This is a genomic window from Synechocystis sp. FACHB-383 (genome assembly GCF_014698605.1).
Lineage (GTDB): Bacteria > Cyanobacteriota > Cyanobacteriia > Cyanobacteriales > Microcystaceae > Synechocystis > Synechocystis salina.
Window position 1 is genome coordinate 1 of the sequence record NZ_JACJTJ010000016.1, and the last position, 21,609, is coordinate 21,609.

At 49.2% G+C, this 21,609-nt stretch carries 14 protein-coding genes and 1 pseudogene; 9 read left to right on the forward strand and 6 right to left on the reverse strand.

Translation table 11 applies throughout. The features are described from left to right. Positions 1 to 101 precede the first annotated feature (101 nt). The 3 genes from H6G45_RS03510 to gltB all read right to left on the reverse strand — a co-directional run bounded on the left by H6G45_RS03510 (position 102) and on the right by gltB (position 7,265). Entirely contained in the window at positions 102 to 2,168 is a 2,067-nt protein-coding gene (locus H6G45_RS03510; protein ID WP_190596664.1) for a PD-(D/E)XK nuclease family protein, read from the reverse strand. Positions 2,169 to 2,336: 168 nt separating this feature from the next. Then, positions 2,337 to 2,531 (reverse strand): hypothetical protein, encoded by a 195-nt coding sequence (locus tag H6G45_RS03515; RefSeq protein ID WP_190596667.1) that lies wholly within the window; start codon positions 2,529 to 2,531, stop codon positions 2,337 to 2,339. 81 nt (positions 2,532 to 2,612) lie between these two features. Further along, positions 2,613 to 7,265, reverse strand: a complete 4,653-nt coding sequence (gene gltB / locus H6G45_RS03520) for a glutamate synthase large subunit (protein WP_190596669.1) — start codon at positions 7,263 to 7,265, stop codon at positions 2,613 to 2,615. Between the two features lie 226 nt (positions 7,266 to 7,491). On the opposite strand from gltB, the gene H6G45_RS03525 reads away from it, so the two are divergent. Continuing rightward, positions 7,492 to 8,151: a Uma2 family endonuclease gene (locus H6G45_RS03525; protein WP_190596672.1), complete on the forward strand. Its 660-nt coding sequence runs from the start codon at positions 7,492 to 7,494 to the stop codon at positions 8,149 to 8,151. A gap of 33 nt (positions 8,152 to 8,184) precedes the next feature. Here H6G45_RS03525 and H6G45_RS03530 read toward each other — a convergent pair whose 3' ends face one another. Continuing rightward, complete coding sequence (locus H6G45_RS03530) at positions 8,185 to 8,742, reverse strand: Uma2 family endonuclease (RefSeq protein WP_190596674.1); 558 nt, start codon at positions 8,740 to 8,742, stop codon at positions 8,185 to 8,187. Between the two features lie 137 nt (positions 8,743 to 8,879). Between H6G45_RS03530 and H6G45_RS03535 the strand changes: the two genes are divergently transcribed. Continuing rightward, on the forward strand, positions 8,880 to 10,118 hold the full coding sequence (locus tag H6G45_RS03535; RefSeq protein WP_190596676.1) for a PQQ-dependent sugar dehydrogenase: 1,239 nt from the start codon (positions 8,880 to 8,882) through the stop codon (positions 10,116 to 10,118). A gap of 234 nt (positions 10,119 to 10,352) precedes the next feature. Here the strand turns inward: H6G45_RS03535 and H6G45_RS03540 are convergent. After that, positions 10,353 to 11,801: pseudogene (locus H6G45_RS03540) on the reverse strand (cobyrinate a,c-diamide synthase). After that, positions 11,798 to 12,907: a nicotinate mononucleotide-dependent phosphoribosyltransferase CobT gene (gene cobT / locus H6G45_RS03545; protein ID WP_190596680.1), complete on the reverse strand. Its 1,110-nt coding sequence runs from the start codon at positions 12,905 to 12,907 to the stop codon at positions 11,798 to 11,800. The pseudogene H6G45_RS03540 and the gene cobT overlap by 4 nt, the downstream one beginning before the upstream one ends. Positions 12,908 to 13,030: 123 nt before the next feature. On the opposite strand from cobT, the gene H6G45_RS03550 reads away from it, so the two are divergent. The 7 genes from H6G45_RS03550 to H6G45_RS03580 all read left to right on the forward strand — a co-directional run bounded on the left by H6G45_RS03550 (position 13,031) and on the right by H6G45_RS03580 (position 21,361). After that, positions 13,031 to 14,941 carry an AMP-binding protein gene (locus tag H6G45_RS03550; RefSeq protein WP_190596682.1) on the forward strand — a complete coding sequence of 637 codons (1,911 nt, stop codon included), beginning with the start codon at positions 13,031 to 13,033 and terminating at the stop codon, positions 14,939 to 14,941. A gap of 143 nt (positions 14,942 to 15,084) precedes the next feature. Then, on the forward strand, positions 15,085 to 16,251 hold the full coding sequence (locus H6G45_RS03555) for a response regulator (protein WP_190596684.1): 1,167 nt from the start codon (positions 15,085 to 15,087) through the stop codon (positions 16,249 to 16,251). A 208-nt stretch (positions 16,252 to 16,459) separates the two neighbouring features. Continuing rightward, a complete protein-coding gene (locus H6G45_RS03560) occupies positions 16,460 to 16,825 on the forward strand; it encodes a response regulator (RefSeq protein WP_190596709.1) in 366 nt (121 codons plus the stop codon). Positions 16,826 to 16,884: 59 nt separating this feature from the next. Beyond that, positions 16,885 to 17,436, forward strand: coding sequence for a chemotaxis protein CheW (locus H6G45_RS03565; protein WP_190596687.1), 552 nt, complete (start codon positions 16,885 to 16,887; stop codon positions 17,434 to 17,436). Positions 17,437 to 17,506: 70 nt separating this feature from the next. Continuing rightward, positions 17,507 to 20,110, forward strand: a complete 2,604-nt coding sequence (locus tag H6G45_RS03570; protein ID WP_190596689.1) for a methyl-accepting chemotaxis protein — start codon at positions 17,507 to 17,509, stop codon at positions 20,108 to 20,110. Positions 20,111 to 20,200: 90 nt separating this feature from the next. Further along, positions 20,201 to 20,992: an ABC transporter permease gene (locus H6G45_RS03575; RefSeq protein ID WP_190596690.1), complete on the forward strand. Its 792-nt coding sequence runs from the start codon at positions 20,201 to 20,203 to the stop codon at positions 20,990 to 20,992. 117 nt (positions 20,993 to 21,109) lie between these two features. Then, positions 21,110 to 21,361 carry a TatA/E family twin arginine-targeting protein translocase gene (locus tag H6G45_RS03580; RefSeq protein WP_190596692.1) on the forward strand — a complete coding sequence of 84 codons (252 nt, stop codon included), beginning with the start codon at positions 21,110 to 21,112 and terminating at the stop codon, positions 21,359 to 21,361. Positions 21,362 to 21,609: the final 248 nt, after the last annotated feature.

A 21,609-nucleotide genomic window follows, 5' to 3' on the forward strand; every position in this document is an offset into this window, starting at 1 on the left:
AATAAGCTATGTACACTGGCTAAGGGAGTTAGCACTAAGGTGATGAATTTGCTTTGCTATAGGGTTATTCTGCTTATTTTTCGGTGGCACATAAATACCATTCAACGTTTCTGAGTCAAAGGTTCTTTAATTATTTCTGCATTCTTAAATCTAATTCCTTCCTCTATCCATCTGATGGCATGGGTACGAGCTCGAAAATACTCTTTTAAATAATTGGGTTTTTGCGCTTGATTATAGAGTTCAATAGATTTTCTGATATTTAATTTAAGATTAGGGTTATTAGGGTCAGGAAGTTGTCGCCAATAACCTCGCCAATAAGCTGCACTTAGAGAATTAAAGTATCTTAGTCTAACTTCAAACTGATGTTTACGAGTATTTTGATCATTTGATTCTGCCCATTGATTATTTTCACCTATTTCTAAATTAGTTTTAAAGTCGAAAACATCTTTAGAAAAAATTTGATCTAAACTTACGATAACTCCTGAAACTTTTCTTTGCCAATGATAACGTCTTCCAAACCACTTTAGAGAACTTACAACGGCTAAATCTCTACCTGTCCATCCTAAAGCATAGCGACGATCTACTTCATCGGAAAGACAAGAGTAAATAAGTTGTTCTAAACTTTCCCGGCACCCCAACAATTCTCGCAAATGACTTAATAATTGGGAACTAACACGAGAACATCCCTCAACTAATTGAGTCATTTCTTGACGTGACCAAACATAAAAATGAATGGGTGCTTGCTCGGTTTCCGCAACACAGGCAATTGCATCAACTAATTCCAATAAAAATCCTTGTATTAGTTCTTTTTCAGCACTATTATCTTCTTTGTAATCTCCTGTCCAAGCTGATGTTTTAAACTTAATTATATCTTCTCCTTCAAGTTCTTTTTCCAGATAAATTCGTTGCCCATTTTCATCAAGTTCTTCTAAATACTCTTTAAGATTAGGATCTGGTTTCCATGTATCATCTTCATTTTGCTGAAATTTTGGATCTAATTTTCCTTCACTTTTAGTTACATGAGCAGCTAACGCACCTATTCTATTTTCCACATAATCATACTCAACAGAAAGATAAACACGAATGAGCCGTTCTTCATTAACTGTATGTTCTGGTAGTTGACTATTGCCTGAATATTTAGGAAGTGCTGTCACTTCATAAGTCTCTGGATCTAAATCCCCATCAGGAAGAGTACGCCTACGAGTTTTTGCTTTTAATTGAAGCAGTTCCAAATTCTCTGTAAAACTTATGTCTTGCTGAAGTTGACTAGCTTGAATGCCAGTCAAATCAATCTCTGCTAAACTATCAAGATTTTCAACACCTACTTTATTTAAAGCTTTAACAATTGATGAATCTATTCCTAGTAATTCTAAACGTTTTTGCCTTGCACTTTCAGTTAAACAGTGAACGCTCAATGTACAGTCACTACATTTTTGGTCTAACTGATAATCCAAATTATCTAAATCAGTTTCAATAATATGCTTTAGTACGCCATTGTAAGCTACCAGATGACTAATGTCCGCTTCTATTGTGTCTAAATTTAAGGCTTCAGATTTAATGATATCCTGGCTTTTATTTGTATTTTCATCTATACGAGCTACAACACATTCAATATCTTCAAACTTAGGATTAATCCCGTTAATGTTTATTGGATTTGCTTCTATTAATTGACGTACAAGTATTCGATATAATGCGACCTGTACTTGATGATAAGTTCTATCTTTTCGAGACGCTTTACACTCAACTAATCGTAGTTTGGGTTCATTGTTTTCCCAGAAAATAATTACGAAATCTATTTGTCCACGAATATTAAATTCACCTAAATTTCCACTTACAGAAATTTCTCGCCCATAAGCCCTTTGCCCAACTTGTAAGCTTTGTAAGCTTTCAACAAAGTCATTCCAATCAGTTGATTTATCTTCTCCAGCATTTTGCTCTATTTGGGTTAAATCCACTAACCCTTCTTTCTGAAGCGATCTCTCCCATTCATTTTCTCTTTTTTTACCTTCTGCTTCTAAAACTGGATCTAAAGATGTTGAGAAGATTAACTGAGCAAAAGGAATGTCCTGTTTAACAAGCTCATAATTATTTAACTTTAACTTGAACCGGCGATCACAAGATTGATAACGAATATATTCAGCAATATCTGTAGCCTTAAGTGAGTACATTTTGGATTAGAGAAGAATATAATATGTAATTAACTTACTTTGGGGATGTGTACGAGACAATTGCCTTATCAATTTCTAAAGGGTAAAGAGAACTAGGACAAAGCTGGCTATATGAAGAACCAGACTTCAAAGAATTCAGATAGAGATAGAATGACTCTTCTTCAGTAGCTAACTAGACATACTTTGACCAAACACATTGTCCAACTCTTCCTTCGTCATCTCAGAAAGCGGTGGAAAAACTTTTGCGTCAGGTGAACAACGGTTAACAAATAACTCTCGAATCGCCTCATCATCAGTGGGATGCTGACGAATATAACTTTTTAACTCCTGACGGGTTAACTGCGAAAAATTAGGTTTACTCATTTTCGTGAAACTCCCAAATGCCATTCTCAAAAATGATAATGAGGAAAAAAGGGCCGAAGCCCCTCTCTCATTCAGATTAACCTAACTGCCTCCAATGCGAGCCACGTCCTTGGCATTTTGCTCAAACGCCGCATTCAGGGCATCATCACCACTTAAGCCGGCTTCCAAAGCATTTTTAATCGCTTGTAAAACCCGTTTATAATCCCTCGGCATCACCTTAACAAATTTAGGAATATTGACTTCCCAATCTGCTAGGATAGCTTTAGCTTTGGCGCTATTGGTGTAGTTAACATGGTTTTGAATTAACTCTTGCAGATCCTTGATTTCTTCAGGATCTTCCAAAGTTTCCAAAGCAACCATAGCTTGGTTACAACGGGTGGCAAAATCAACCGTTTCGTCAAAGATGTAGGCCACACCACCACTCATGCCCGCCGCAAAGTTTCGTCCTGTTTTACCGAGGACAACCACTTTCCCGCCAGTCATATATTCACAGCCGTGATCGCCCACCGCTTCCACCACCGTATTGACACCGGAATTACGGACACAGAAGCGTTCTCCGACCATGCCGGAAATGTAGGCCTCGCCCCCCGTTGCGCCGTAGAGACAGACGTTCCCTGCAATAATGTTCTCCGCTGCAATAAAGCTGGAACCCTGGGGAGGATAGACAATAATTTTGCCACCGCTGAGACCTTTGCCGACGTAGTCATTGGCATCCCCTTCCAGTTCCAAAGTCATACCCTTGGGTACAAAAGCGCCGAAGCTCTGCCCCGCACTGCCTTGGAAATGGAGATGGATCGTATCTTCCGGTAGTCCTTCCCAATGGCGTTTGGTGACTTCGTTGCCCACAATGGTGCCCACCACGCGGTTGATGTTGGTAATGGGTAAAGTGGCTTTAACTTTTTCGCCTTTGGCGATCGCCGGTTGACAGAGGTCCAGCAGTTGGGTCATATCAAGGGAGTGCTGGAGACCGTGGTCCTGGGGAATTTGACAATAACGTCCCACTTCCGGGGCCACGTCAGGCTGATGCAGTAGGGGAGAAAGGTCGATGCCTTTAGCTTTCCAGTGGTCCACCGCTTTTTTAGGCTCCAGGATTTCCGTGTGCCCTACCATTTCGTTAATAGTGCGGAAACCGAGTTGTGCCATGATTTCCCGCAGTTCCGTAGCAATGAAAGTCATAAAATTCACCGCGTGGGCCGGGTCGCCGGTATATTTAGCCCGCAGTTCTGGGTTTTGGGTGGCAATACCCACGGGGCAGGTGTTGAGATGACAGGCCCGCATCATAATGCAGCCCAGGGATACTAACGGCGCAGTGGAAAAACCGAACTCTTCTGCCCCCAACAAGGCGGCGATCGCCACGTCCCGACCGGTTTTCATTTGCCCATCGGTTTCCACCACAATGCGGGAACGGAGATTATTTAATACCAGGGTTTGATGGGTTTCCGCTAGGCCCAATTCCCAGGGCAAACCGGCATGTTTGATGGAAGTTTGGGGAGAGGCCCCGGTGCCACCATCGTAACCGGAAACTAAGACCACATCGGCATGGGCCTTGGCTACCCCAGCGGCAATGGTACCAACACCAACCTCAGACACCAGCTTGACGTTAATGCGGGCTTCCCGGTTGGCATTTTTCAGGTCATGGATTAACTCCGCCAGATCCTCAATGGAGTAGATGTCGTGGTGGGGCGGCGGGGAAATTAAACCAACCCCAGGGGTGGAGTGGCGCACTTTGGCGATCCAGGGATAGACCTTTTTGCCCGGTAGCTGACCCCCTTCCCCCGGCTTAGCCCCCTGGGCCATTTTGATCTGAATTTCCTTGGCTTGGGAGAGGTACAAACTGGTGACCCCAAAACGACCGGAAGCCACCTGTTTAATGGCGCTGTTTTTGGAATCCCCTTGGTCATTGGTCCAGGTAAACCGTTCTGGGTCTTCCCCCCCTTCCCCGGTATTGGACTTACCGCCAATGCGATTCATGGCGATCGCCAAGGATTCATGGGCTTCTTTGGAAATGGAACCGTAGCTCATGGCCCCGGTTTTAAAGCGTTTCATAATTGCTTCCACCGGCTCCACTTCTTCGAGGGGAATGGGTTCACGGTCTTGGAAGTCCAGTAAGCCCCGCAGGGTAAAGAACTTTTGGTTTTGTTCGTTAACTAAAGCGGCGTACTGTTTATAAAGATCATAGTTACCTTCCCGCACTGCCCGTTGGAGCAAATGAATGGTTTGGGGACTAAATAAATGCTCTTCCCCATCCTTACGCCACTGGTATTCACCGCCCACATCCAGGGTATGGCGATCGCCGGGGCGGGGGGCAAAGGCGTGTTGGTGCCTCAGAATGGCTTCCTGGGCAATTATCCCGAGATCCGATCCTTGAATACGGGAAGAAGTACGACAGAAATATTGATCAATGACCGACTGATTTAAGCCAACGGCCTCAAAAATTTGTGCGCCCCGGTAACTTTGGATGGTGGAAATGCCAATTTTAGAAGCTACTTTAATTACCCCCTTGGTGGCGGCTTTGATGTAGTTTTTGCAAGCAGTTTTATGGTCTACATTAACCAGTAAACCTTCGGCGATCATGCCGTCTAAAGTTTCAAAGGCTAAATAGGGATTAATGGCTCCACAACCGTAGCCCAGCAGTACGGCAAAATGATGCACTTCCCTCGGTTCCCCAGATTCGAGCACTAACCCCACTTTGGTACGGGAACCATTACGAATCAAATGGTGATGTAACCCTGATACCGCTAGGAGAGCCGGAATTGCCGCTTTTTCCGACGCCACATCCCGGTCACTGAGAATAATTAAATTGACCCCTCCGGCGATCGCCTGGTCCGCTTTGGTAAATAAGTCATCTAAAGCAGTTTTTAAGCCAGTTTCCCCTTGGTTGGGGTCAAACAGAATGTCTAGGGTAACGGATTTAAACTCATCGTTATCGAGAGCCTTGAGCTTGGCCAAATCTTCGTTGGTCAGAATCGGCGTTTTCAATTCAATCAAACGACAACTTTCTGGCCGGGGGTCGAGCAGATTACCTTCACCGCCAATGGTGGTTTCCGCCGAAGTAATAATTTCCTCTCGAATGGAATCGATGGGGGGGTTAGTAACCTGGGCAAATAACTGTTGGAAATAGTTGTAAAGCAACTTGGGTTTATCGGACAGCACCGCCAGGGGAGTATCTGCCCCCATGGAACCGATCGCCTCCACTCCATCCCGACCCATGGGAGCCATCAGAATGCGCAACTCCTCAAAGGTGTAACCAAAGGCCATTTGCCGCTGGCGTAAGCTTTCTGCATCGGTGCCGGGGACATTGCCGGGAACAGGTAATTGATCCAGAGACTTTAGGTTAGCCGTCAACCATTCACCGTAGGGATACTGACTGACAATATTCTGTTTAATTTCTTCGTCGGCAATGATGCGCCCCTGCTCCATATCTACCAAGAACATCCGCCCTGGTTGTAGCCGTCCTTTTTTGGCCACCCGCTCCGGCTCAATGGGCAATACCCCCGCTTCCGAAGCCATAATCACCAGATCATCCTTGGTAACGTAGTAACGGGAAGGCCGCAGACCATTACGATCCAACACTGCCCCCATCATTTTGCCGTTGGTGAAGGCAATGGAGGCCGGGCCGTCCCAAGGCTCCATTAGGCAGGAATGGTATTTATAGAATGCTTTTTTCTCCGCGCTCATGGACTCGTGGGCACTCCAAGGCTCCGGAATCATCATCATCACTGCATGGGGCAAGGAGCGGCCGGCTAAATATAGTAGTTCTAGAGCATTGTCAAAAATGGTGGAATCACTGCCATCGATATTGATCACCGGCTGAACTTTAGCCATATCCTCCCCGAATAGGGACGATTCAAACAGGGCCTGACGGGCTTGCATCCAATTGACGTTGCCCCGCATGGTATTGATTTCGCCGTTATGGGCAATGTAGCGGTAGGGGTGGGAGCGCTCCCAACTGGGAAAGGTATTGGTACTAAACCGGGAATGGACCAGGGCCAGAGCACTTTCCATTTCCGGGTCATGGAGTTCGGGGTAATACTGTCCCACTTGGGCAGTGGTCAACATGCCTTTATAAACCAAAGTGCGGGCAGACAAACTAGCCACATACCAATGACTATCAATCTTTTGTGATCGGATGGCCCCGTGGGTCAACTTACGAATGACGTATAGTTTGCGCTCAAAATCCAAGTCATCGGTCAAGCCTTCCGGCCGACCAATGTAAACCTGTTGCATAAAAGGTTCACTGCCCTTGGCGGTATCCCCCAGGGGCTCGTTATGGGTGGGAATGTCTCGCCAGCCTAAAACCTGCAAACCCTCTTGGGTGACAATGTCATTGAATTTTTGCCGAGCTTCGGCCCTGGCCAACGGATCGGGGGAGCCGTAAATATTGCCCACTGCATACTGCCCTGGAGCGGGAATAGTAATCCCCTCAGCCCCAGCTACTTTTTGGATAAACTTGTGGGGAACTTGGATTAAAATACCGGCCCCATCCCCCGTGTTTGGCTCACAGCCACAGGCTCCCCGGTGCTCCAAATTAACCAACATTTGTAGGCCCTGCTCCACAATGTCGTGGGAAACTTTGCCCTTCATCTGCACAATAAAACCCACCCCACAGGCATCATGTTCATTTTGTGGATCGTAAAGACCTTGGACTTGGGGGGCGAGGTGAGAACTGTTCATAGGACTGGTAACCGTACAAAAGTTTGGGATGAGGGGACGAAGACCTCTATGGCAGGGCATTCCCCGGTTTTTGAATTGTAGCGGTCATTATGGAGAGGAGGGAGGTTTCCTTAATGAATCTATTAAGTTTTGCTGAAATTTCAGATTGTTACCGGGGAAAAGGTAACAAATTTAACTATTTTGTTCTGTTGTAGTTTGTTCCAGAGTTGAAGAACGCTCCCTAGATGATGATCAAAAATCATCAGTTAAACTAAAGGTCAGTCCCGAGCTGCTGGAGACCACCGCTATGACCGCCGCCTTAGATCGGCAAATTGTTTATCCCGATAGTGATGGACAACCCATGGCTGACAATACCAAGCAGTTTAGTTGGATTGTCCTATTAAAAGAAAATCTGGAATGTCTTTTTGCGGATAACCCCGATGTTTTTGTGGCCGGGGATCTGCTCTGGTATCCCGTGGAGGGTAAGCCAGAAATCCGGGTTGCCCCCGATGTTTTGGTGGCTTTAGGCCGACCCAAGGGCGATCGGGGTTCCTACCGTCAATGGCAGGAAGACAATCAACCGCCCCAGGTAGTATTTGAGATGCTGTTCCCCGGCAATCGTCTCAAGGAGATGAATAAAAAGAGGGATTTTTATGATTTTTACGGTGTGGAAGAATATTATGTCTACGACCCCGATAACAATGAACTAGTGGGTTTGCAACGGTGGCAGGGTAAGTTAACGGTCATTGATGAAGTGGAGCATTGGACAAGTCCCCTTTTGGGTATCCACTTTGAACTTACCCCGGATGATTTAAAAATTTTCTACCCCGATCGCCGTCCATTCTTGAGCACTGTGGCTCTGGCGGCGTTGGCGGAAGAGGCCGAAAAACGGGCCGAATTAGCTGAGGCAGAAAATGCTCGCTTGAAGGAGTTACTACGGCAGGCAGGGATTGTCGAGACTGGTTAGACATGGTTCTTTGCCCCTGTTTAATTGACGTTTTCAAGCAAAAATATCTGCAACCTGTAGGCTCCAATCAGAGAAAAGGGAGGAAGTTAATTGGTCTTCAGAAAACAGAGTTAAAACCAGTTCCAAACGGGCTGACGATCGCCGATAAATTTCCACCGTTTGTTGTTGCCAATCCACAATCCAATATTCCTCAACCCCCACCCTTGAGTAGAGTTTCAACTTCACCTGGCGATCCCTAGCAATATCCTGACTCTTTTGGGAAAGCACTTCCACGATCAGTTCCGGGGCGGCGGTGAAATGCCCGGCTTCATCTGCATAATGGTTAAGTTTTTCCTGACTAATCCAAACTAGGTCGGGAATGACATTATCGTCGCTAGCAAAAATTAGCCCCGGTGTTTGCAAAACTTCTCCCGTCCGACCATGGGCATCTTGGGAGGGTAAAGCCTGACACAGCCTAGTGAGAACTTTTTGGTGTTTCCAGTGGGGCGCTCGGGTCACGTACAGGTTTCCATCAATAATTTCATGGCGATCGCCATTATCAGGAAAAAATTCTAGGTCTGCGATTGTCCAACGGGGCTTGGCGGCAGTCATCGAGTTTTAACCTCGGTGGGCTTTGACTTTAGCTCCATTCTAATCACACTGCCGAAGATCAACTGGCCACTAACTGGTCTTGGTTGCCAGGCAAATTGTTTAAGGTGGAGTAAAAAGGAACGCGACTAATCGGCCCTATGTTTATTTCATTTCTGTTCAAGCTTACCCTCCCCCTGGCCAGTGGCATTGCCCTCTCAAGCTGTGGAGCATTTTCCCAAGCTGATCTTGTAAACACTGAAGCAGGTCAAACTTCCCCCAGGCCGACTAATTCGATGGAGGTGGCCCAAACTCCCCAAAAAGAAATTAAAGCTGTGCCGATAATCAGCGGTTTGGAACATCCCTGGGGTATGGCTTGGTTACCCAACGGCGACATTTTAATCACCGAAAGACCGGGGCGACTCCGCATTGTTCGTAATGGTGTCTTAGATCCAGAGGCGATCGGCGGGGTAGAAGAAGTTGCCACCGTCTCTGCCCAACAACTATTTGCTTCCCAACAGGGGGGCTTACTGGATATTGCTCTGCACCCCCGTTTTGAAGAAAATCGCTTCGTCTATTTCACCTACTCCCACGGTACTCAGCAGGCTAATCGCACCAGGGTAGCCAGGGCGGTTTTTGATGGGGAAACAATAACGGATTGGCAAGTCATTTTTGAAGTAGGACAAACCAAATCCGGCGGTCAGCATTTTGGCTCCCGGTTAACTTGGTTGCCGGACGAAACACTGCTAGTTTCCATTGGTGACGGCGGCAATCCCCCTGTGCAACTGGAGGGAGACTTTATCCGCCAACAGGCCCAAAACCTGGCTAGTCACCTCGGCAAGGTAATTCGCATCAATGATGATGGCACCATACCCGTCGATAATCCCTTTGTAGATAATCCCGAGGCGGCCCCGGAAATTTGGAGTTATGGCCACCGCAATATCCAAGGCATGGCCTATGATCCCGTTACCCAACAGGTCTGGGCTACGGAGCATGGTTCTAGGGGCGGGGATGAACTGAATTTAATTCAAAAGGGAGAAAATTACGGTTGGCCAGTGGTGTCCTTCAGCAAGGAATACAGTACGGGTCAGCCCGTTGCCCCCGTCACATCTCGCCCTGATATGGTAGATCCCCTCCAGGTTTGGACTCCGGCCATTGCCCCTTCCGGTTTAGCCATTTATCGTGGCGATCGCCATCCCGAGTGGCAGGGCACCATTTTTGCTGGTGGGTTAGTGGACAGGGGCGTTCGCCATTTACGGGTTGGGAAAAATAACGAAATTATTAGCGAAACCACTATTGCCATTGGAGACAGGGTGAGGGATATTCGCCAAAGCCCCGATGGCCATGTTTATGTTTTAACCGATAACAATAACGGGCAGTTGCTACGACTGGAATCGTGAATCGACCGACCAAAGCCCCCCACAATAATCTAATTTCCCACCAAAAAACTATCCGCTCCCCCAAAGGCTGGATTGCAGCGGTTCGGGAGAGCGGTCTAGGGGGTCAGTTCGGTTGAAACCTGACTGCCGGAAGGAACTTTAAATGTAGCTAATTCGGGTTGTGGGGAATAGTTACTCTAAAGAACGGCCCCGGCACACAGCCGGCTAACTTCAACCAAACGACCCATGCACATACTACTTTCTACCATGGGCATCACCTCCTGTATTCCTTAATGGTACTGACTTAAATGGTGGACTCCTCCCAAGTTAGCTCAACTTTTTTTGAAAGGCAAGGCAAGTAGCTAAAAATTTTTCCACCGGGGAAATTTGACTGCCCCAATGGAGGTGGAGATAGGAAGCCTGAACAGGGCCCAAACACCAGCCATCCATTGTCCCCTGGTCAATGGCCAGGAGCCCCCGCTGGCGGTAGAGAGCTTGGCCAGGGAGTTCCGTCATCTGGGAACGGTGAAATTCATGGCCCCGCAGGGGTTCTGTTGGCCACAACCAACTGTGGGAATTGACCACCTGGGCTTGGCGATATCCGAGACTGAGTTTGCCCCCCATGATGACGGCGGTGGGGAGAATATCCAACATGGGAAAAGTTTGCCCGGTAAAGTCCGTAATGGCTTGGCTGAGATACATCAAACCGCCGCATTCCCCATATACGGGTAGCCCTTGGTTAATTAGTTGCTTGAACTGATTTTTTAACGGCTGATTACGACTGAGAGGTTCCGCAAACAGCTCAGGAAAACCACCGCCCAGGTAAATTCCATCGATCGCCGGCGGAAGTTTATTATCTTCTAGGGGGCTAAAGGGAATGAGTTCAAAGCCGCAGTGGTTGAGTAGATCCAAGTTATCGGCGTAGTAAAAGTTAAACGCCTGATCCTGGGCGATCGCCAATCGGGCTTGGGGGTTTTGGATGGGAATGTTAAATAAATTAGTGGGGGGGAGTATGTTGGTTGGAGTTTTTAGTAAGGGGATAAGCTTAGGCCAATCCAATTGCTGAGCGGCCAAATGGGCTAATTGGTCAAAATATTGCTGAATTTGCGGCAACTCGCCACAGGGCACCAACCCCAAATGGCGATCGGGCAAAGTTAAGTGCTGCTGACGGAAAAATACCCCCAGAATGGGAATATCCAACGGTGCCAAGGCAATTTTGAGTAATTCTAAGTGGCGATCGCCTCCCACCCGATTCAAAATTATCCCGGCTAAGGTAATCTCCGGTTGCCAATGGCGATAACCCTGGACAATGGCAGCAATGGAGCCGGATAAACGCTGGCAATCCACCACAAAAATTACGGGCAACTTCAATAATCTGGCAATGTGGGCAGTGGAAGCATAATCCCCCATGCCTTGGTAGGGCACGCCGTCAAATAGTCCCATTACCCCTTCAATCAAACTATAGGGAGTGGCTTGGCTGTGGTAAAGAAAACAATCTTTGACATAGCTTTCGGAAGTTAAAAAGGGGTCTAAGTTACGACAGGGACGGCCCGTAATTTGGCTGTGGAACATGGGGTCAATGTAGTCTGGCCCCACTTTGAAGGACTGCACGGTTAGTTTTTGTTGCGCTAGATAGGCCAACATCGCCAGGGTGATGGTCGTTTTGCCAGCGCCGCTTCTTTCCCCCGCAATAATCACTGTCATTTTTGGGGGCTCCCCAGGCCCGGTCCCAATTCCCTGGCAATTAAATTCTCAATTAGTCCTAGCAACTGGTCCTGATCCCAATTTTTATAGAGTTGGGCGGCGATCGCCATGGCCCCGGCCCCCACCCCTTCTTTGACAAAGCCCTGTTCGTAGACCCGCAGTTGGGGATAAAGGGAAGGAGCAAAACTGAGTTGGGGCGCTAACAAAACCACCGGAGAAAGCAAATTGGCCAATCCCACCGTATCACCCGTAGCATCTTCACAGACCCATTTGGTTGTACCCACCACCAGGCGGGAAAAATCCACCCTCAGATTCCTTTGCTGAGCTAGGGCTTGGATCAAGGCATAAACTGCCAACATTTGGGTTCCCCCCGCCAACATCACCCCCGTACTATGGCTAGCGGCGATCGCCATCCCAGCTACCACGATTTGCATCGGATCCCCAACGGCAGCGACCACAGCCATGGGATCTTGATTGGGGGAACAATGGTTCAACCCTTGGTGTACTAGGGCTAATTTTTGCTGATGATTGCAATGGGGATGACTACTGTTGACCTTACCCCCAGCGGCGATGCCCAAACCCAACAATACTCCTAGGGCGGTGGTAGTGCCCCCCACTACACATTCGCTCAGTACCAAGTAACTGTCAGTATGCTCCTGGGCTAACTTTTCGCCCCACTGTAAACCCTGCCGAAAAAGATGCTCCACTGTCCCCAACGATAGGGCCTGCCCTGTGGAGAGACAGCGGGCCGGTTGCCCTCCCAGATCAATGGCGGCTACGGAAGGTGGGACGGGTAAACCGGAGTTAAACAAATACACCGGTGTGCCGAGGGCGTCCACCAACGCTTTGGTGATGAACACAGGGGAAACCCCAGAAATGAGGGGAGGTAAGGGATAGGTTGCCCCTGCGGTAGTGCCCCTAATTAAAAATTCTGCATCGGCGATCGCCGTAAACTTTCGATCAGCGGGGGTTTTGCCGGCGGCGGAAATACCTGGAATTAAACCCGTTTCCGTAAAACCCAACACACAGACAAATGCCGGTGGACAATGACCATGGCGTTCTATCCAGGATAAAGCTTGGTCAGACTGGGTATAAACTGTCAACATATTGCTGTAAAAGTGGGCCCAATGCGGAAAATCAAGGTCAAATACATTGAATAGATTTAAACTGTCGTTCTTTAGCCTCTCTAGCCTTAAAAATAAAGATTTCTCCCTTGTTTCTATCTGATCATGGTTGCGCCAATTAACTACAACTCCATCCACTCCCTGGCGGACACCTGGGCCATCACTGGGGAAAATTTTGCCGACATTGTGGCCCTTAATGATCGCCACAGTGATCCCCCCGTGGCCCTGACCTACGCCCAATTGCGGGACAAAATCCAGACCTTTGCGACTGGCCTACAGGATTTGGGGGTTACTCCCCATCAACACCTAGCTATTTTCGCCGACAATAGTCCCCGTTGGTTCATCGCTGACCAAGGTAGTATGCTGGCCGGGGCAGTCAACGCCGTCCGTTCTGCCCAAGCCGATCGCCAGGAATTGCTCTACATTCTGGCAGATAGCAACAGCCGCACCCTGATCGTGGAAAATCGGCAAACCCTGAGCAAACTAGCCCTGGACAGCGAAAAGGTTGATTTGAACCTAATTGTCCTCCTTTCCGACGAAGCGGTGGACCAGGACAGCGCCATTCCCCAATATAACTTTGCCCAAGTCATGGCCCAGGGAGAAGGCAAAACCCCCACCCCAGTCCCCCGCCAAGAAGAGGATTTGGCTACCCTAATCTACACCTCCGGCACCACCGGGCAACCCAAAGGGGTCATGCTCAGCCACGGCAATTTGTTGCACCAAGTACGGGAATTGGGTTCAGTCATTATTCCCCGCCCTGGGGATCAGGTGTTGAGTATTTTGCCCTGTTGGCATTCCCTCGAAAGAAGCGCCGAGTATTTCTTTCTCTCCCGGGGCTGTACGTTGAACTACACCAGCATTCGCCATTTCAAAAATGATGTGAAGCAGATTAAACCCCATCACATTGTCGGGGTGCCCCGGTTATGGGAATCCCTCTATGAAGGGGTGCAAAAAACCTTCCGAGAAAAATCCCCCGGGCAACAAAAGCTAATTAATTTCTTTTTCGGCATTTCCCACCAATATATTCTCGCCAAACGCATTGCCCATAACCTTAGTTTGAATCATCTCCACGCTTCGGCGATCGCCCGATGGGTGGCCCGTTGCCGAGCCCTGGTGCTTAGTCCTCTGCACCACTTGGGGGACAAAATTGTCTATCACAAAGTCCGGCAGGCCGCCGGAGGCAGACTGGAAACCCTCATTTCTGGGGGGGGAGCCCTGGCTAGACATTTAGACGATTTTTATGAAATCACTAGTATCCCCGTCCTGGTGGGCTATGGCTTAACGGAAACGGCCCCCGTTACCAATGCCAGGGTGCATAAACACAATCTACGTTACTCCTCCGGCCGCCCTGTACCCCTAACGGAAATCCGCATCGTTGATCCGGAAACTAAACGGGACTTGCCTCCCGAAACCCAGGGACTAGTTTTGATCCGGGGGCCCCAAGTAATGCAGGGCTATTACAACAAACCGGAGGCCACCGCCAAGGTGTTAGACCCAGAGGGCTGGTTCGACAGCGGTGATTTAGGCTGGGTAACGCCCCAAAACGATTTGATTCTTACCGGTCGGGCCAAGGACACCATTGTGCTCAGTAACGGGGAAAACATTGAACCCCAACCCATTGAAGATGCCTGTTTACGCAGTGCCTACATCGACCAAATTATGTTAGTGGGACAGGATCAAAAATTCTTGGGGGCTTTGATTGTGCCCAACTTTGATGCGTTGCAAAAGTGGGCTGAGACTAAAAATTTGCAAATCACCCTGCCGGAACCATCGGCCAGTAATGAAGCCATGGAAGCCAGCGGTTTGTATGACCCCCAAGTGGTGGGGTTAATGCGGTCGGAGTTGCAACGGGAAGTGCGCGATCGCCCTGGGTATCGAGCCGATGACCAAATTAAGGATTTTCGTTTTGTCCCGGCACCATTTTCCCTGGAAAACGGCATGATGACCCAAACCTTGAAGCTCAAGCGACCGGTGGTCACCCAAACCTACCAAAATTTAATTGACGAAATGTTTTAACCCCCCCATTGGACTCTGGGCTCAGGTCAAATTCCAGGGCCCCTTGGAGGCATGGCAGAAAGGGGGGAAAGCCCCAGCCTTGGTTGGTGAGTAAGCTTGCGGCAAGTTCGATAAGATATACACATCAATCTTGTGAAAACGCCATGCAGGGAACCCTGAACGAAATTGATCTCCGGAGTATCCTGCGGCTCATTGCATTGGGCCAGCGGACGGGAGAACTTTTCGTTGAGGTTCATCCCCATCAGGGTCGTGGTCGGATTTTGCCCGACAAAGTAGGCTACTGGTTTCTCTTCTTTGTGGACGGCAAGTTGGTCTATGCCGCCGACCAAGACTGTGGCCAGTTGCTCCGCCTCCAAGACTATCTCCGCCACCATGGCATTGCTATTCCCCTGGGGGAAATGGAACTGGAAAGCCTGGCTCTGAACCATATTCCTGAATACGCTTGTTTGTGGCAATTACTTTCCAAAAATATTCTTACCCCCGTCCAAGCCCACCGCATTGTTTTGGGCATGGTGCAGGAGGTGTTGTTTGATGTGCTGAGTTTACGCCAGGGAAATTTTGTCTTCGCCTTAGGTTCCGCCCTAGAGCCCGCCCTCACTTCCTTTCCCGTCACTCCCCTATTGGCCCAGGCGGGGCAACAGATCCAAGCTTGGAAGCAATTATATTTACACATTCAGTCCCCCGACCAACCGGTGGCGATCGCCAAGGATCCGGCATTAGCCAACAAAATACCGGCCAAATTTGCCCAGCATTTCCGTAGTTGGACCGATGGAGCCATCCCCCTACGGCAGATCTCCCGCTACCTACAAAAAAATCTGCCCGCCATTGCCCATGGCCTCTACCCCTACATCGAATCGGGGGCGATCGAAATATTTCCAGCCCATGAATCCCACAGTGAGACGGATCCAGCCTGGGAAACCTTGACAGACCACACCATTCATAAAGTTGTTTGCCTTGACGACGACTATGCCATCGGTAAACAAATTGAACTTTTTTTGACCAGTCAAAACCCAAACTGTGAAGTGGTGGTGCTCCAAGATCCCCTGCAGGCCATGACCACCCTATTGACTCTGCAACCCGACTTGATCCTCTGCGACATCACCATGCCCCACCTAGATGGCTATGAAATCTGTCGCATGATCCGCCATTCCCAGCGTCTACGGACCACTCCGATCATTATGCTCACCGGCAAGGAAGCATACCTTGACCGACTCCTAGCCCGGATGGCCGGGGCCACAGACTATCTGACTAAGCCCTTTACCCAACAAGAACTAATTTCATTAGTTGAATCCTACTGTAAAAAATCATGATCCGTTGACCATTGTCCCCAGTCCCTATCCCCATCCCCTGTTACACCACCGACAATTTTGCGGTAAATTGTCAACACCAATGGGCTCCCCAGCAAAAAATAATACTGACTGAATTGTTAAGGGAGCGACTATGATGGAAAATAAACCAGGCAGGATTCGCCAATTTGCTTCGGATCCAGGTTTGCAATGCCAAGCAGAAAGGACTTTTATGAACGCAGTTTTGCTGGTTGAAGACAGCTCTAGTCAGCGCGAGATGATATCTGGCATCCTCAAAGACCATGGCTGGCAGGTCACCATCGCCTGTGATGGGGTAGAGGCCTTAGAAAAATTGCAGAGTTTTAGTCCGGACCTGGTGGTGCTGGATATTGTTATGCCCCGCATGAACGGTTATGAGGTTTGTCGGCGCATCAAATCCGATCCGAAAACAAAAAATGTGCCGGTGATTATGTGTTCCTCTAAGGGGGAGGAATTTGATCGTTTTTGGGGCATGCGTCAGGGGGCCGACGCCTATATAGCCAAACCCTTTCAGCCGATGGAATTGGTGGGCACCATTAAACAACTCCTGCGCAATTAATTGTGGGGATTTTATGAGACTTGGGTTATGGTTGTTCAGGGTCTTAGGTAGGGAAATCTATGGTTAGTTCTAATCCCGCTGATATTTTCATTGATGGCAAGCAGGAATTGGATCCGGCGTTTCAGGAACTGCAGGCCCTGGAAGGGGAGCTTCATCTCAGGTTTTATTTGCCCTCCCGGGAAGAATTTGCCCTGCCAGCGGTTTCCATTCGGGAAGTGATGCAACAGGAACCAGACCGCATTACCCCCATCCCCAACGCTTCGCCCCTATTGTTAGGAACTATTAACCTCCGGGGTCAGGTCATTTGGGTAGCAGACCTGGGTCGTTTTCTGGGGAATAATGCCAATCTCAACACTGACCGGGCGGAAATTCCCGTCATTGCGGTGGAAGATCAAGAAACACTTTTGGGTTTGGCGATCGACTCCCTCGGTAATATGGAATGGTTGGATACGGACAATCTTCAGCCGGCCAACGATGTGCCGGATCATATTGCCCCCTACGTCCAGGGAGAGTGGCAGATTCCCGCTGACGGTGCCCCGTCTTCTCCCCCCCAAATTTTGCGCCTTCTAGACCATGTGGCGCTACTCCGATCCGCCCGCTGGGCAACTTGATATATCCGGCTGAGGCAATCAATTTTATTCACCTTGGCCCACCTAAAATCCGACTGAGGAAACCGGCAAAATGGCAACAGAAACCAATTTTTCGCAGCTTTATGGGTTGGCCTACGCCGCCTATGGACAGGGGAATTATCAAGAAGCTTCTTCCCACATTGAACAATTGGCCGCTGATTTTCCTGAAGATCCCAATGTGCTATTGCTCCGGGGACACATCTATGTCGGCCTGGAACAATACGCCCTAGCCCACCAAGCTTATCAGGGGGTAATCCGGCTTTCCGATCGCCAGGATTTAATCGACTGTGCTAACCAGGCCCTGGGGCAAATCAAAGAGGAGGGGCCGGGGGGCAACGGAGCGAAGGACTCCTTTGGCCAGGATTGGCAAAGTGAGGTTGATTCCGTTGATCGTTCCATGGCCTGGGAAACGGGAATATTCACCGAGGAGGATTTTGGTGAGCCCACCTTGGGTAGTGTACCTACCCCCACCAATCCTGGCATGGATCATCCCTTTGGCCGTAGCTCTGGATCCGGTTCTTTTAGCACCAGTGGGGCCAGGAGTTACGAAATTGAAAACCTAGATTGGAGTCCGGAAGCTTTTACCGATGACCTGGACTCGGACGATGAACAGACCATGATGCCCCAAACCGGTGAATCTACCTTTGTGGTGCCACCAGCTTTCGGTGAAGGGATAGCGGATTTTGCTGATTTGGCGGCGGATGTCTCGGCGGCGGGCATTGGCGGGACAGAGGGCACCGAACATCCCCAATATCAAGCTTGGGATGGGGGCGACTGGAGTGAAGCCCTAGGTTTAGACGATCCTGAAGCCTTGGCTGCAGCCCCTACCCCCACCTCTGGCAATTATGGCGCTGGCAACAACTTACCGAGCTTTGATGCGTTTGAGGAAGGGGTTGACGATGAGTTGTCCGATTTTAACCTGACGGACATTGCCCCAGAGTTGCCCGATTCTTCCCTCTTTACCCAAACCACCGGTCTGGATATGAGCCCTGTGGACCGGGTCAATGACACCCAAGGCGGTGATGCAGTGGCCCATGGAGGTAATGCCCCCCCACCGGGCATGGCCACTTGGTTAAAACCAGAGGGGGCCGCCACCGGGGATTTATCCAGCGCCACTAGTCCCTTTAATGACCGCCCCACCAGCGAAGTAGATGCGGGTTTTCTCGGTTGGTTCACCAATGCTTCCCTGTTTAAAAAGCAAATTTACATGGCGATCGCCTCCGGTGTATTTTCCGGGTTTGTTGTGTTGGTATTGGGTAGCATAGTGGGTCTGGGGGGAGCACCTCAAAATGTGCCGGCTCCTCCAGGGGAAACCACCACAGAAGCTCCGGCGGAAGGAGCTCCCGCAGAGGGCCAGGCCCCAGAGAAAGAACCGGGTAAAGCTTCCCTCCTCAACCTCGCCCTCCTCACAGCCATAGCCACGGCGATCGGGGTCTTTTTGATCAATCGACTCCTGATGCAACAGATTAAGAGCATTATTGACGACCTGCAAAATCAGTTTGAATCCATCTACGAAGGAAATTTCAATGTCCGGGCCAAGGTGCGATCGGAGGATGAATTGGGGGCTTTGACCCAGCGGTTCAACTACATTTCCCAGGTTATTCTCACTGCCACCAGTGAAGCCCAGGAACGGGCTGCCACCACTGAAAAAGTGCGGGAGAAATTGCAACGCCAAGTAATTCGGCTCCTGGACGATGTGGAGGGGGCTTCCCGAGGGGATTTGACCGTACAAGCAGAAGTAACGGCGGATGAGCTGGGGGCGGTGGCCGATGCCTTTAACCTGACTATCCAAAATCTACGGGAAATTGTCTTGCAGGTAAAAAATGCCGCCAAGCAGGTGAACAATAACTGTAAAGACAGTGAGTCGTTTGCTCGTAACAACTCCAGCGATGCTCTACGAATGGCGGAGGAATTGGCCGTCACCCTCAACTCTGTTCAGTTAATGACAGAATCCATTGAACGGGTGGCAGAAAATGCCCGGGAAGCGGAGGAAGTGGCCCATACTTCATCTTTAACCGCTCTCAAAGGTGGGGAAGCGGTGGAAAGAACGGTGGGGGGCATCCTACAAATTCGGGAAACGGTGTCGGAAACTGCCCGCAAGGTAAAACGTTTAGCGGAAGCATCCCAGGAAATTTCCAAAATTGTGGCGGTTATTTCCCAAATTGCCTCCCGGACTAACCTGCTAGCTTTGAACGCTTCTATCCAGGCGGCCCGGGCGGGGGAAGCAGGGCGAGGCTTTGCCATCGTTGCGGATGAGGTACGGCAGTTGGCGGATCGTTCTGCCAAGTCGTTGAAGGAAATTGAGCAGATTGTTTTGCAGATCCAGAGTGAAACCGGCTCCGTAATGACTGCCATGGAAGAGGGCATCCAACAGGTAATCGACGTGACTGATAAGTCGGAGCAGTCCAAACGAGCCCTGGAGGATATTATTGAGGTGTCTAACCGGATTAACACGTTGGTGCGTTCCATTACCGCCGACACCGTCAAACAACAGGAGAATTCCGGGGCGGTGTCCAACGTCATGCAGTCCATTGAGCTGACCGCCCAGGAAACGTCCCAGGAATCCCAACGGGTGGCGGGATCTTTGCAAACCCTGGTCTCCATTTCCCGGGATCTGTTAACCTCCGTGGAACGGTTCCGGGTGGAAAATCGTTGAGGTCGGGGCAGAATATTTCTCCCCTAGCCTAGCTATTGGAATACCGGTGTGGGCTCCAGATGCCCCAGTTCATAATCATTGCAGTGAAGTATGTCGGATCGACGCTCTCGCCACTCCCTCAGTCTTTGGTTCCAGCGTTTGGTCGCGGCCTTTTTTTTAACCGGCCAGGTTTTTTTGCACATTTTGCAGGGGCGGATTAACCGGCGCAATACCCTGGAACAAATGAATATGGTCGGCCCAGAATCCATGGCGATCGCCTTGATCACGGCGGGTTTTGTGGGCATGGTTTTTACTATCCAAGTGGCTAGGGAATTTATTTACTATGGAGCCACCACGACCATTGGTGGAGTTTTATCCCTATCGTTAACCAGGGAATTGGCCCCGGTCTTGACCGCGGTGGTGATTGCCGGGCGGGTGGGTTCGGCCTTTGCGGCGGAAATTGGCACCATGCGAGTAACAGAACAGTTGGATGCCCTCTATATGCTCAGGACAGATCCGATTGATTATTTGGTGGTGCCCAGGGTAATTGCCTGTGGGTTGATGTTGCCCATTTTGACTGGATTGTCTCTGTTTGTGGGCATGGCGGGGGGATTGGTGATTTCCTCTAGCCTTTATGCCATTAATCCAACTATTTTTTTAAACTCTGTGCAAAATTTTACCCAGCTATGGGATGTGTTTGCCTGTTTGTTCAAATCTTTGGTATTTGGCATCATCATCGCCATTATCGGTTGTAGTTGGGGCTTAACCACCACTGGGGGGGCTAAGGGAGTGGGGGAATCCACCACAACTGCTGTGGTCACATCCCTATTGGCCATTTTTGTCAGCAACTTTTTCCTATCTTGGTTAATGTTCCAGGGCACGGGGGATACTGCCCTCGGCTAATGCCATGGCATTGACCTTGGTTATGGGCCTTTCATCCCCTTGGGTTTCTGTGGGGGACAAAGCTCTGCTACAGTCGGTTAAAGGAATCTTTCTCTCCCTGTAATCGCACCCAGTCCTATGAATATCTTCGGCATTGGCTTACCCGAACTAGGTTTAATCTTTGTTATCGCCCTGTTGGTGTTTGGCCCCAAAAAATTACCGGAAGTAGGGCGCAGTTTAGGCAAGGCCCTGCGGGGATTCCAGGAAGCTTCCAAAGAGTTTGAAACGGAACTGAAGCGGGAAGCTCAAAATCTCGAAAAGTCAGTGCAAATTAAGGCAGAACTAGAAGAAAGCAAAACTCCAGAGAGTAGTTCAGAAAAGGCGAGCTAAATTTTACTCGGCGATCGCCATTAGGGCACGATCAATCCTTAGTGAGGGCCGTTGATGGAACAGTGGTGCCCTGGCTGTCAATGATTGAATCTGAAGAGTAGGCTATAGTTAACAGGTATGAAGGCTGTTGCCCTGACTATTGTTCTACCTTACTAAGTTATTTAAAGACTTTTTTTAAATATTTTCATCTTTTGAGCCAACGAAAATTTTAAATAAAAAATAATACTTGGGGAAGAGCAAAGGGTTGG